At 66.9% G+C, this 13,026-nt stretch carries 8 protein-coding genes and 1 pseudogene; 5 read left to right on the top strand and 4 right to left on the bottom strand.

Annotated elements, in window-relative coordinates; all coding sequences use genetic code 11:
• On the bottom strand, positions 1-581 hold a 581-nt coding region (locus HMPREF2886_RS04915), incomplete at its 3' end, for an ATP-binding cassette domain-containing protein (protein WP_139148391.1).
• Between the two features lie 110 nt (positions 582-691).
• Between HMPREF2886_RS04915 and HMPREF2886_RS04910 the strand changes: the two genes are divergently transcribed.
• Positions 692-877, top strand: a complete 186-nt coding sequence (locus tag HMPREF2886_RS04910) for a hypothetical protein (RefSeq protein WP_177344442.1) — start codon at positions 692-694, stop codon at positions 875-877.
• 196 nt (positions 878-1,073) lie between these two features.
• Entirely contained in the window at positions 1,074-1,592 is a 519-nt protein-coding gene (escR, locus tag HMPREF2886_RS04905) for a TetR/AcrR family transcriptional regulator EscR (protein ID WP_033976365.1), read from the top strand.
• A gap of 47 nt (positions 1,593-1,639) precedes the next feature.
• Here escR and oprJ read toward each other — a convergent pair whose 3' ends face one another.
• From oprJ to mexC, 3 genes are read right to left on the bottom strand one after another with little or no spacing between them, the layout of a single operon-like run.
• Entirely contained in the window at positions 1,640-3,079 is a 1,440-nt protein-coding gene (oprJ, locus tag HMPREF2886_RS04900) for a multidrug efflux transporter outer membrane subunit OprJ (protein WP_042168446.1), read from the bottom strand.
• A 5-nt stretch (positions 3,080-3,084) separates the two neighbouring features.
• Positions 3,085-6,216: a multidrug efflux RND transporter permease subunit MexD gene (gene mexD, locus HMPREF2886_RS04895; protein ID WP_070746902.1), complete on the bottom strand. Its 3,132-nt coding sequence runs from the start codon at positions 6,214-6,216 to the stop codon at positions 3,085-3,087.
• A 27-nt stretch (positions 6,217-6,243) separates the two neighbouring features.
• Positions 6,244-7,407, bottom strand: coding sequence for a multidrug efflux RND transporter periplasmic adaptor subunit MexC (mexC, locus tag HMPREF2886_RS04890; RefSeq protein WP_033983530.1), 1,164 nt, complete (start codon positions 7,405-7,407; stop codon positions 6,244-6,246).
• 160 nt (positions 7,408-7,567) lie between these two features.
• Here mexC and nfxB point away from each other — a divergent pair, with 160 nt between their 5' ends.
• From nfxB to glyA, 3 genes and pseudogenes are all read left to right on the top strand, one after another.
• Positions 7,568-8,131: an efflux pump transcriptional repressor NfxB gene (gene nfxB, locus HMPREF2886_RS04885; RefSeq protein ID WP_033972951.1), complete on the top strand. Its 564-nt coding sequence runs from the start codon at positions 7,568-7,570 to the stop codon at positions 8,129-8,131.
• Positions 8,132-8,374: 243 nt separating this feature from the next.
• Complete coding sequence (gene morA, locus HMPREF2886_RS04880; RefSeq protein ID WP_070746900.1) at positions 8,375-12,622, top strand: cyclic di-GMP receptor MorA; 4,248 nt, start codon at positions 8,375-8,377, stop codon at positions 12,620-12,622.
• Between the two features lie 122 nt (positions 12,623-12,744).
• A pseudogene (gene glyA / locus HMPREF2886_RS04875) lies at positions 12,745-13,026 on the top strand (serine hydroxymethyltransferase); the annotation flags it as partial.

Here is a 13,026-nt window from a genome sequence, read left to right as displayed (position 1 = left end):
TCCAGGTGGTTGGTCGGTTCGTCCAGCAGCAGCATGTCGGGAGCCGACAGCAGCAGGCGGCACAGCGCTACGCGGCGCTTTTCGCCGCCGGACAGGTGCTCGACCTTGGCATCCCACGGCGGCAGGCGCAGGGCGTCGGCGGCGACTTCCAGCTGGCGCTCCAGGTTGTGTCCGTCGGATGCCTGCAGGATCGCCTCCAGCTTGGCCTGCTCGGCGGCCAGGGCATCGAAGTCGGCATCCGGCTCGGCATAGGCAGCATAGACCTCGTCCAGCCGCGCCTGGGCCTGCTTGATCTGGCCGACGGCCTCTTCGACGATGTCGCGCACGGTGGCCTGCGGGTCCAGCTTGGGCTCCTGCGGCAGGTAGCCGACGTTGATCCCCGGCATCGGCCGGGCCTCGCCTTCGATCTCGGTGTCGACGCCGGCCATGATCCGCAGCAGGGTGGACTTGCCCGCGCCGTTCAGGCCGAGCACGCCGATCTTGGCGCCGGGGAAGAACGACAGGGAGATGTCCTTGAGGATTTCACGCTTGGGCGGAACGATCTTGCCGACCCGATGCATGGTGTAGACGTACTGAGCCAAAACGAGCACCTCATGAAGAAAAGGAAAAAAACTCGGCCAAGTATATGACAGACCGAGAGAAAGCTGGCCAGCCACCCCGGTTTTCGTGGGGCGAGGCGCTTCGCCGGCGAATGTTCGCCGTCCGATTCCAGGTCGCTACGGTGACGCTGAGCAGCGTACTGGCCGCCTTTACCATCTCCGCGACCCTCGTCCTGTCGAAGGCGTTCTGCCCGAACGAGGCGACCACCATCGCCCCGCGCGGGGTCTGGGTGGGCCTGGCACTGCTCGCGGCCATGGTGCGGCCTCTCAAGACCTGACGCGAAGCAAGGCGTGGGTAGATCCACCTTGCTACAATTGATCCAAATCAGTCTCAAAAAGAACAAAAAATCCTCAAAAATGACATTCGCTCCCAGACCCGCCCAGCTACCCGACTCGCCGCACAGGGACAGTCTCGACCCAGCGCCAACCCCGTCGTCTCAAGACCAGCGTCTGCTCAACGCCCTGGCCACCGCGATGGTCAGTCATCCGCGCGCCACCATGGGAGAACTGGCGGAACTGGCAGGAGTGAGCAGGGCAACCCTGAACCGTCATTGCGGTACCCGCGAAGGTCTCAAGCGGCGCCTGGAAAGCCATGCCAGGAGTACCCTCGAACGCCTCACCCATAGCGCCGCCCTGCAGCGACTGGAGCCGCGGGACGCGCTACGCGAGCTGATCCGGGAACACCTCGCCCAGCGCGATCTGCTGGCGCTGCTGATGTTCGAGCAGAACCCGGGACACCAGGCCGGGCATGGGGACGCCAGTTGGCAGTCCTATATCGAGGCCCTGGACGCCTTCTTCCTGCGCGGCCAGCAGAAGCGTGTGTTCCGTATCGATATCAGCGCGGCGACCTTCAGCGAACTCTTCATCGTCCTGATCTACGGCATGGTCGATGCCGAGCGCCGCGGTCGCGCGGCCAGCGCCGGGTTGTCCGCCACGCTGGAGGAGCTGTTCCTGCGTGGCGCGTCGAACCCCGCACAACCTGCCTACCCTTGAGCGGGCAGTCGCCAGCCGCTAGCGCCGTTTCCCAGACGTTTACCCGGTCAACTCCTGCCGCCTCGATGTACCACCAGGCTCCGTCCCTCGTCCCAGCCTCCACCGAGCGCGCGGAACAGGTCGACCAGGGCGATCTGCCGCTGGGTGCTGCCGTCGATGAAGGCGATCTCGTTGAGGAAGCTGCTGCGCTGCGCATCGAGGTAGCGCAGGTGGTTGTCGACGCCACTCTCGTAACGGGCCTTGGCCAGCTTCAGGGCTTCGTTGCTGCTGTTCGCCAGGGCGCGCAGGGCCTTCTCTTCGCGACGCAGGGTATCGCTGGCCGCCAGGGCGTCGGCGACCTCGCGGAAGGCGGTTTGGATGGTCCCCTCGTAGGCGGCCACCGCCGAATCCTTGCGCGCCTCGGCCAGGCTCAGGTTGGCACGGTTGCGCCCGCCAGCGAAGATCGGCAGCGTCAGCGTCGGCAGGAAGCTCCAGGAGCGCGAACCGCCATCGAACAGGCCGGACATTTCCGCGCTGGAGGTGCCGAAGCTGCCGGTCAGGCTGATGCGCGGGAAGAACGCCGCGCGCGCCGCGCCGATGTCCGCGTTGCGCGCCCGCAAACGATGTTCGGCGGCAAGGATGTCCGGGCGTCGCTCGATCAGCTCGGACGGCGTGCCGGGAGCGATGTCCTGCAGCAGCTTCGGCCGCTGCCCCGGATTCCGCGGAATCGCCTGCGCGGCATCGTCGCTACCCAGCAGGAGCACCAGCGCGTTGAATGCTTGCTGTTTCTGCCGCAGGTTGCGCTCCTGCTCGGCGCGCGCCTGCTCCACCAGGCCAAGGGCTTCCTGGTAGTCCAGCGCGGTGGCGGCGCCGGCCGCGCGGCGCTGGTCGATCAGGGCGAAGGAATACTCGCGGCTGACCAGGGTCTGACGGGTCAGCGCCAGGCGCCGCAGGGCGCTGTCGTAGCTCAGGTAGGCCTGGCTGACCTCGGCGACCAGGGCGATCCGTGCCGCACGCGCTGTCTCCTCGCTGGCCAGGTACTGTTGCAGGGCTGCGTCGGTCAGGCTCTTGATCCGACCGAAGAGGTCCAGTTCGTACTCCGGCAGGGCCAGCCCGACCTGATAGCTGCTGGCCACTTCCGAGCGATTGCTGGCGGACAGGTCGGCCGGCTGCCGCTGGCGGTTGCCGGTGGCGGCGGCGTTCAAGCCCGGAACCCGGTCGGCGCGCTGGATTCGGTACTGCGCGCGGGCCGCCTCGATATCCAGGAGGGTCTGGCGCAGCGAGCGGTTGTTATCCAGGGCCATGTCCACCAGGCGGCGTAGTTCGGCATCGACGATGAAACTCTTCCAATCCAGCGTATCGATGGCCGCGCCCTGGCGCTGGGCGGCGGCACCGCTCCAGCTGTCGGCCACCGGCGCGACGGGACGTTCGTAGGTCGGCGCCATGGAGCAGGCGCCGAGGGTCAGGGCGATCAGCAGCGCCGATACGCCGAAAGCAGGTTTGCGCATCTCGTTCACTCCCCGGCCGAAACGGCCTGTTCGATGGGTGCCGGCTTGCTGCGCAGCAGCGACAGCAGCCAGACGAAGCAGATAGGTACGAACAGCACGCCGAGGAAGGTGGCGCTGAGCATCCCGCCGATCACTCCGGTGCCGATGGCACGCTGGCTCGCCGCGCCGGCACCGCTGGCCAGGGCCAGGGGTATCACGCCGAGGATGAACGCCATGGAAGTCATGATGATCGGCCGGAAGCGCAGGCGCGCGGCCTCGATGGCGGCGTCGCGCAGGCTATTCCCCTGCTCCCAGAGTTCCTTGGCGAACTCGACGATGAGGATCGCGTTCTTCGCCGAAAGACCGATGATGGTGATCAGGCCGACCTTGAAATACACGTCGTTGGACATACCCGCGACCATTACCGCGAGCACCGCGCCGATGGCCCCGATCGGCACGATCAGCATCACCGACAGCGGGATCGACCAGCTCTCGTAGAGCGCCACCAGCAACAGGAACACCACCAGGATGGCGAGGGCGAACAGGCTGGTGGCCTGCCCGGCGGAGACCTTCTCCTGATAGGACAGGCCGGTCCACTCGTAGCCGATGCCGGCCGGCAGCTGCGCGGCCAGGCGCTCCATTTCCGCCATGGCTTCGCCGGTACTGAAGCCGGGCGCGGCGTCACCGACGATGCGGATCGACGGGTAGCCGTTGTAGCGCACCAATTGCACCGGTCCCTCTTCCCATTTCACGCTGACGAAGGCGCTGAGCGGTACCAGGTTGCCAGCAGCGTTAGGCACGTACAGCTCGAGCACGCTTTCCGGGGTCATCCGGTTGCCCTGTTCGGCCTGGATCACCACCCGCTGTTGGCGCCCCGCATTGGTGAAGTCGTTGATCACCTCCGAGCCGAAGGCAGCGGACAGCGTGCCGCTGATGGTCTCGAAGCTCACCCCCAGGGCGCGGGCCTTCTCCCGGTCGATCAACAGGCGCAGCTGCGGCGCTTCGGCCAGGCCTTCCATCATCGCGTAGAGGAATTTCGGGTTGGTCTGGATCTCGCCGAGCAAGGTATCGCGGGCCTGCAACAAGGCCTCGCGGCCGAGGCCACCGCGGTCCATCAGGCGTAGGGCGAAACCGCCGGAGTTGCCCAGGCCGTCGATCGGTGGCGGCGACACGGCCATGATGGTGCCGTCGTCGGGCAGCGCGAAGTGCTGGTTCAGCGCGGCGATCTCGGCGGCGGCCGACTGCTCGGCGCCTCGCTCGGACCAGTCCTTGAAGGTCGGGAAGGCCAGCGCGGCATTGTCGCCCTGGCCGGAGAAGCTGAAGCCCGAGACCAGGAACACCGAAGCCACCGCCTCGCGGGACTTGAGGAAGCGCTCGAGTTCCTCGCCGGTGGCATCGGTGCGCACGCGCGAAGCGCCAGGCGGCAGTTGCACGTCGACCACCATGTAGCCGAGGTCTTCCGCCGGCACGAAGGCTTCCGGCAGGCGCAGGTAGAAGTAGCCGAGCATGGCCACCAGGCCGGCGTACACCAGCATGAAGCGTCCGGCACGCGCCACCAGCTTCGAGTTGAGCAGCGAATAGCGCTCGGTGGCGCGGGCGAAGCCACGGTTGAAGGCGCCGAAGAAGCCGCGCTTCTCGTGGTGCCCTTCGGGAATGGGCTTGAGCAGCGTGGCGCACAGCGCCGGGGTGAAGGTCAGGGCGAGGAAGCCGGAGAACAGGATCGAGACCGCCAGCGACACCGAGAACTGCTGGTAGATCACCCCCACCGAACCGGCCATGAAAGCCAGCGGCAGGAACACAGCCGAAAGCACCAGGGTGATGCCGACGATGGCGCCGGACACCTGCTTCATCGCCTTGACCGTGGCCTCGGCCGGTGAAATCCCCTCCTCCGCCATGATCCGCTCGACGTTCTCCACCACGACGATGGCGTCGTCCACCAGGATGCCGATCGCCAGGACCATGCCGAACATGGTCATCATGTTCACCGAGAACCCCAGCAGGTACATCACCATCAGCGTACCCAGCAGGCACACCGGCACCACGATGGACGGGATCAGGGTGTAGCGGACGTTCTGCAGGAACAGGAACATCACCAGGAACACCAGGACCATCGCTTCGATCAGGGTGTGGATCACCTTCTCGATGGCCACGTCGACGAAGCGCGAGGTGTCGTAGGGCACGCTGTACTGCATGTCCTCGGGGAAGAACGCCGACAGTTCGGCGAGACGCTGTTTCACCAGGGTAGCGGTCTGGATCGCGTTGGCCCCGGGCGACAGCTGGATCGCCCCGCCCACGGTGGGCGTGCCGTTCAGTCGCGAGGAAATGTTGTAGCTCTCCTTGCCGAGTTCCAGGCGCGCGACATCGGCGAGCCGGACCAGCGAGCCGTCCTCGTTGGCGCGCAGCACTACCTGGCCGAACTCCTGCGGATCGTCCAGGGTGCCCTTCACCGCCAGGGTCGCCGTCAGCTCCTGCGCGGAACTGCCCGGTGCGCTGCCGAAGGCGCCGGCCGGCACCTGCACGTTCTGCCCGCGGATGGCATTGCTCACGTCGTCGATGGAGAGGCCGAAGCCCACCAGCTTCTGCGGATCGATCCAGACCCGCATGGCCGCCTCGGAAGAGAAGAATTGCAGCTTGCCGACGCCCGGCAGGCGCCGCAGCTCGTTGTTGATATTGCGCGCGGCGTAGTCGCCGAGGGCGGTGGTGTCGCTGCGCTGAGCGCCTTCCTTGTAGCTGAGCGCATAGATCAGCAGGAAACCGGCGCTGGTCTGCTCGACCTGCAGGCCCTGGGTCAGCACCGCCTGCGGCATGCGCGCCTCGGCTTTCTTCAGGCGGTTCTGCACGTCCACCTGGGCCAGGTCCGGATCGGTGCCCGGCTCGAAGGTGACGACGATCTCGGCGGTGCCGTTGGAGTTGTTGGTCGACTCGAAGTAGAGCAGGCCCTTGGCGCCGTTCAGCGACTCCTCGAGCACACTGGTGACGGAGTCCACCAGCACCTTCGCCGAGGCGCCGGGATAGGTGGCGGTGATGGTGATCTGTGGCGGCGCGACATTGGGGTACTGCGCTACCGGCAATTTGGAAATGACCAGCAGGCCGGCCAGGGAGATGAACAGGGCCACCACCCAGGCGAAGTTCGGCCGCTTGATGAAGAATTCGGACATCGGAAAATCCTCGGGGCGAACCCGCCCTTACTGTTGCGGCGCAGGTGACTGGGCTTGCGCCTGGGCACCATCCGGCTTCGGCACGATCTTCACCCCCGGCTGCACCGCAGCCAGGCCGCCGACTATGACCCGGTCACCCGGCTCCAGGCCCTCGGTGATCTGCCAGCGCGAACCCTGCATGACGCCGGTACCGACGCTGCGCGCCTCGGCGCGCTCGTCGGCGCCCACCACCATCACCTGGGCGCTGCCGTCGCTGGAGCGGTGCACGGCCCGTTGCGGCACCAGGATCGCCTGGTTGTCGATGCCCTGGGGCGTACGTACGCGCACGTACATGCCCGGCAGCAGGACCCCGTCGGGGTTGGCGAACTTGCCGCGCAGGGCGATCTGGCCGGTGCCGCGATCCACCGCCACGTCGGCGAACTGCAACGCGCCCTGGCGCTCGTAGGGCGTCCCTTCGACGCGCAGGGTCAGCGCCTGGCTGTCGCCGGCGGCCAAGGTGCCTTTCTTCAGGGCGTCGCGCAGGCGCAGGGCCTCGGCCGCGGTCTGGGTGAAATCCGCATAGATCGGATCGAGCTGCTGGATACGCGCCATCAGCGTCGCCTCGCCCTGCCCGACCAGCGCGCCCTCGGTCACCAGCGCGCGGCCGATGCGCCCGGAGATCGGCGCAGTGACCGAGGCGTAGCCGAGGTTCAGGCGCGCGGTCTCCAGGTCGGCCTGGGCCGAGCGGGTCGCCGCCTCGGCGCTGCGCAGGTCGGCGGTGGCGGTATCGAAGTCCTGCTGGCTGACCGCCTGGATCTTCACCAGCGGCTCGTAGCGACGTACCCGCGCCTGCGCCTCGAACAGCACCGCGCGGTTCCGCGCCAGCTCACCCTCGGCGCGCGACACCGCAGCCTTCAGCGGTGCCGGATCGATCTGGAACAGCAGGTCGCCAGCCTTGACGTCGGCGCCCTCCTCGAAGCGCTTCTGCACGACGATGCCGGCCACCCGCGCGCGCACCTCGGCGACCCGCACCGGTTCGATCCGCCCAGGCAATTCCGAGCTCAGCGCCAGGGGCTCGGCCTGCACCGTCAGGACCTCCACCGGCAACACCATTTCGGCGGCCTCCTGTCGCTCTTCCGCCGGCCCACAACCTGCCAACGCGATGGCCATAGCCAACGCCCCGATCCTTCCTATTGCACGCAAATCAGCCATGACACACCCGACCGTTGATTGAAAACGGATCGAATGGTACTTTTTCGATCTAATTGAGTCAATATTGTCTCAAATGATCTTTTGACACTCGATTCCTTTGGACGCGAGGCCAGTTTTCTGCACAATGCGCACAATCAGAAAAGCCAACCGGGACCCATCGATGACCCTGATTTCCCATGACGAGCGACTCATCAAGGCGCTGGCAGTCGCTATCGTCGACCGCCCGCGAGCGACGCTGAAAGAACTGGCCGAGGCGGCCGGCGTAAGCAAGGCCACCCTGCACCGCTTCTGCGGCACGCGGGACAACCTGGTGCAGATGCTCGAGGACCACGGAGAGACCGTACTGAACCAGATCATCCAGGCCTGCGACCTGGAACATGCCGAGCCTCTGGAGGCGTTGCAGCGCCTGATCAAGGAACACCTCACCCACCGCGAGCTGCTGGTATTCCTGGTATTCCAGTACCGCCCGGACTTCCTCGACCCGTACGGCGAAGGCGCACGCTGGCAGTCCTACCTGGAAGCGCTGGACGCCTTCTTCCTGCGCGGACAGCAGAAAGGCGTGTTTCGCATCGACATCACGGCGGCCGTGTTCACCGAACTGTTCATCACCCTGGTCTACGGCATGGTCGATGCGGAACGTCGCGGACGGGCGGCCAGCTCCAATTCCGCGCATACCCTGGAGCAGATGTTCCTCCATGGCGCCTCCAATCCGGCTCGCTCCTGACCCTCGCGCCCGCGGCGGCGCCCCTCTCGTCGGCGCATGGCACGGACCGATCGGCGTGCCGTCGACTTCGGCCGCCCGGAGGCCTGCTCGGCACACGGGAAGATCAGTCGTCACGGGCCCTGCGACAAAGTGCCTCGACAGCCGGAAAGGACCGTGACGCTCGTCGGCGATACTGGCACTTGGCCTTGCTTCCGGGCATCCTAACTGTCTACCGAATCACACCTCCCCCAGGAATTCCGGTCAGTGTCGACCCCCTCGCTAACCCCGTCGCCGCCTCCCGCCGGCGACCCACTGACCGTACCCGACCGACCGGCAGCCAAGGCTGGCCTGCTGTTGCTGGTCCTGTTGATGCTCGGCCTGCTGCTCTGGCAGATGAGCCAGGAGCTGCGCCAGCAGGAACGCTTCGAACACGAGCGAGCCGCGGCCCAGCTCGATCGTCTCAACGACCGCCTGTCCCTGACCCTCGAACTCAAGGCACGCACCGCCCTCGCCCTGCTGCCCGGCGTGCCCCCCAGCGAACGTAGCGAGATCCAGGGCAGGCTGTTGCCGCGCATCAGCGAGGCGCTGCCGCAGGTCCGCCAGTTGCAATGGGTGGACGGCGCCCCGCAGACGGGCAGCCCGTCGCCGGAAACGACGCTGCCCGAGCAGTTGCGCCAGCACGCCGGCTCCGGCCTCTACCACTATTGCCTCGACCCGCGCGACGGCGAATCCCTCTACCTGACCCTGCGCGAACCCGGCAGCCGCCGCGACAGTGGCTTCTGGCTGTTGCACCTGGCCAGCGACAGCCTCGCCCAGTGGAGTCCCGACCTGCCCATCGGCAACCTGCTCTGGCGCCTGGAAGACCAATACGCCGGACGGGTGCTCTGGCATACCCCGGGGAGCACGGCGCTGCTCGAGGACATGCAGACCCTCGGCGTGGAACCGCTGCGCAACAGCGACTGGCAGCTTCGCGGGCTCTACGACAGCACGCGGGTGCGGCTCGGCCTGCTGCCGGGAATCGGCGGCGAGCTGGCAATCTTCCTCCTGCTGGTCGGCGTCACCGTGTACATGCTGCTGCGCCTGCACCGCGAGCAGCAAGGCCTGCGCGCCATGACCCTGGCCTCGCAGCGCAGCCTGCGCCAGGCCGCCACGGCACTGGCGGCGATCGACGAGCGGGTGCTGGTGACCCGCGCCGACGGCCGCCTCAGCTACCTCAATCCCCAGGCCGAACGCCTCTTCGGTATCAGTTCGGCCCAGGCCCGCCAGCATCACCTGCTGGGCCTGCTGCCGGACCTCGAGCCAGGCTGGCTGACGGACGCCGGTGGCGACGGCGAGACCCGTAGCGAGCTGCTGCCGCTGCGGGTGCGCGGCGAACCGCGGACGTTCACCCTCAGCCGCCATCCGCTGGCCAGCTATCCGGCGCTCGCCGAACAGGCCTGGACCCTCCGCGAGCAGATCCTCCAGGGCGGGCAGGTCTGGGTGTTGCGCGACGTCACCGAGGAACAGCACGCCCTCGGCGTCCTGGAGGAAACCCGGCGGCGCTACCAGGACATCTTCGAAGGGGTCGGCGTGGCCCTCTGCGTGCTCGACCTCTCCGCCCTGCGCCAGGCTCTGGTGGAGCAGGGCCTGGACAGCTGCGCCGCACTGCGCGCCTGGCTCGCCGGCGAACCCGGGCGCCAGCAGGCGCTGCTGGAGCGGATCCGCATCACCGAGATCAACGATGTCAGTCGCCGCCTGCTGCAGATCGATTCCACCGAACAGGCATGGCAGCGCTTGCTCGACCACGGCCCGCTACAACCGGACAGCCTGCGCTTGCAGGTGATCGAGGCGCTCATCGAACGCCGGCCGGTACTCGAACTGGAAGCCACGCTGCGCTGCGACAAGAGCACGCCGCGACACCTGTGGTTGCAACTGCGCCTTCCGGAAAACCCCGGCGAATGGCATGCGGTGACACTCAGCCTGTCCGACGTCACCAGTCGCAAGGAAGTCGAACTGTCGCTGATCGAGCGCGAGAAGTTCTGGTCGGATGCGGTCCAGGCGGTGCCCGACACCCTCTACATCCACGACCTGCACGCGCGCCGGGTGATCTTCAGCAACCATCACCTGGGCCAGCAGTTGGGCTACAACCAGGAAGAACTGGCGCGGATGGGCGAGAACTTCTGGGAAACCCTGCTGCACCCCGACGACCAGGAATACTACTGGCGCATCCGCAACCTGCAGCATGTGGTCGGCGACGGCCTGCTGCTCGACAGCCAGCTGCGCTGGCGCCACCGCGACGGCCGCTGGCACTGGCTCGATATCCGCGAACAGGCCTTCAGCCGCGACCGCAGCGGTCGCGTGGCGCGCCTGATCGGCGTGGCCAAGGACATCACCTTCACCGTCGAGGCGAACAACGCACTACGCGAGAACGGCCGACGCTACCGCATGCTGGCGGAAAACATCAGCGACGTGATCTTCTCCACCGACGCCGAGCTCAACGCCAGCTACGTCAGCCCCTCGGTACAACATGTGTTCGGCTACAGCCCGGAATGGGCGCTGCTCAACGGCCTCCACCAGACCGCCACCAACCCGCGCCAGCTCGGCCGCCTGAACGGCCTGCTGCGCCGCGTGCGGCACGCCATCGGCGACCGCCAGAAGCTCGCCGAGCTGCGGGAAAACCCTGGCCAGCATCTGTTCGCCCTCGACTGCCTGCGCGCCGACGGCCGCAAGATTCCCATCGAACTGCGGATCGTCCTGATGTGGGACGAACACGACCGCTTCGAAGGCCTGCTCGGCATCGCCCGCGACATCAGCCAGCAGCGCCGCGCCGAACGCGAGCTGCGGATGGCGGCGACGGTATTCGAACACTCCACGGCGGCGATCATGGTCACCGACCCGGCCGGCTACATCGTCCAGGTCAACGATTCCTTCTCGCGCCTGACCGGCTACAGCCCGGCCGATGTGCTCGACCAGCAGCCGCGCCTGCTCACCGCCGACCGCCAGGAAGCCAACCAGCTCAAGCACGTGCTCGCCAGCCTGCAGCACAGCGGCAGCTGGGAAGGCGAGATCCTGCAGAAGCGCAAGACCGGCGAGCTCTATCCGTCCTGGGTCGGCATCACCGCGGTGCGCGACGAGGAAGGCGATCTGGTCAGCTTCGTCTGCTTCTTCAGCGACATCAGCGAGCGCAAGGCCAGCGAGCGGCGCATCCACCGCCTGGCCTACTACGACGCCCTCACCCACCTGCCCAACCGCACGCTGTTCCAGGACCGTCTGCATACCGCCCTGCAGCAGGCCGAGCGCAACGGCCAGTGGGTGGTGCTGATGTTCCTCGACCTCGACCGCTTCAAGCCGATCAACGACTCCCTCGGCCACGCCGCCGGCGACCGCATGCTGCAGGAAGTGGCGACCCGCCTGAGCGCCTGCGTCAGCCAGGACGATACCGTGGCGCGCATGGGCGGCGACGAATTCACCCTGCTGCTGCCTTCCCAGGGCGACCGCGAGATCGCCCTGAAACGGGCGATCCAGGTCGCCGAGCTGATCCTCGGCCGTCTGGCCCGGCCATTCACCCTGGAAGGCCGTGAATTCTTCGTCACCGCCAGCATCGGTGTGGCCTTGTCGCCCCAGGACGGCGCCGAACTGAGCCTGCTGATGAAGAACGCCGACACCGCGATGTACCACGCCAAGGAGATGGGCAAGAACAACTTCCAGTTCTACCAGGCCGAGATGAACGCCCGCGCCCTGGAGCGCCTGGAACTGGAAAGCGACCTGCGCCGCGCCCTTGAACTGGGCGAGTTCGTCCTCCACTACCAGCCGCAGTTCACCGGCGACGGCCGCCGCCTGACCGGCGCCGAGGCCCTGCTGCGCTGGCAGCATCCGCGCCGCGGACTGGTTCCGCCGAGCGAGTTCATTCCGGTGCTGGAGGAGATCGGCCTGGTGGCCCAGGTCGGCGACTGGCTGCTGGCGGAAGCCTGCAAGCAGTTGCGCAGCTGGCACAAGGCCAAGGTGCGGGTGCCGAAGGTCTCGGTGAACCTCTCGGCACGGCAGTTCGCCGATGGCCAGTTGGGCGAGCGGATCGCCGCGATCCTCTACGAGACAGGCATCCCGCCGGCCTGCCTGGAGCTGGAGCTGACCGAGAGCATCCTGATGAGCGACGTCGCCGAGGCCATGCAGATCCTCTCCGGGCTCAAGCGCCTCGGCCTGGCCATCGCGGTGGACGACTTCGGCACCGGCTACTCCTCGCTGAACTACCTCAAGCAGTTCCCCATCGACGTGCTGAAGATCGACCGCAGCTTCGTCGACGGGCTGCCCCACGGCGAACAGGACGCACAGATCGCCCGGGCGATCATTGCCATGGCCCACAGCCTGAACCTGATGGTGATCGCAGAGGGCGTGGAAAGCCAGGCCCAGCTGGACTTCCTTCGCGAGCACGGCTGCGACGAGGTGCAAGGCTACCTGTTCGGCCGGCCGATGCCCGCCGAGCAGTTCGGCATGCTCTACGCCAGCGATGTGCTGTTCATGTTCAACGAGGGCTGAGCCGCCGTGCGGCGCGCTTGAGCGCCGCTTGTCCGCGACATGATGGCCTTTCATGTGCCAGCACCCGCCGCATGGGTTAGAATGCGCGCCTTTTCCCAGCACCGATCCTTATGAGGACCGCCATGTTCAGCCGTGATTTGACCCTCGCCCGCTACGATGCCGAACTCTTTGCCGCGATGGAGCAGGAAGCCCAGCGCCAGGAAGAGCACATCGAGCTGATCGCCTCCGAGAACTACACCAGCCCGGCGGTGATGGAAGCCCAGGGTTCGGTGCTGACCAACAAGTACGCCGAAGGTTATCCGCACAAGCGCTACTACGGCGGCTGCGAATACGTGGATATCGTCGAGCAACTGGCCATCGACCGCGCCAAGCAACTGTTCGGCGCCGACTACGCCAACGTCCAG

It is taken from the genome of Pseudomonas sp. HMSC066A08, from assembly GCF_001813025.1.
GTDB lineage: Bacteria > Pseudomonadota > Gammaproteobacteria > Pseudomonadales > Pseudomonadaceae > Pseudomonas > Pseudomonas aeruginosa.
This window is presented reverse-complemented; position numbering and strand designations above follow the sequence as displayed.

Bases quoted from the DNA above. Each gene is read 5' to 3' on its own strand.
- HMPREF2886_RS04910 (WP_177344442.1), top strand. From the start codon at position 692: ATGTTCGCCGTCCGATTCCAGGTCGCTACGGTGACGCTGAGCAGCGTA.
- escR (WP_033976365.1), top strand. From the start codon at position 1,074: ATGGTCAGTCATCCGCGCGCCACCATGGGAGAACTGGCGGAACTGGCA.
- oprJ (WP_042168446.1), bottom strand. From the start codon at position 3,079: ATGCGCAAACCTGCTTTCGGCGTATCGGCGCTGCTGATCGCCCTGACC.
- mexD (WP_070746902.1), bottom strand. From the start codon at position 6,216: ATGTCCGAATTCTTCATCAAGCGGCCGAACTTCGCCTGGGTGGTGGCC.
- mexC (WP_033983530.1), bottom strand. From the start codon at position 7,407: ATGGCTGATTTGCGTGCAATAGGAAGGATCGGGGCGTTGGCTATGGCC.
- nfxB (WP_033972951.1), top strand. From the start codon at position 7,568: ATGACCCTGATTTCCCATGACGAGCGACTCATCAAGGCGCTGGCAGTC.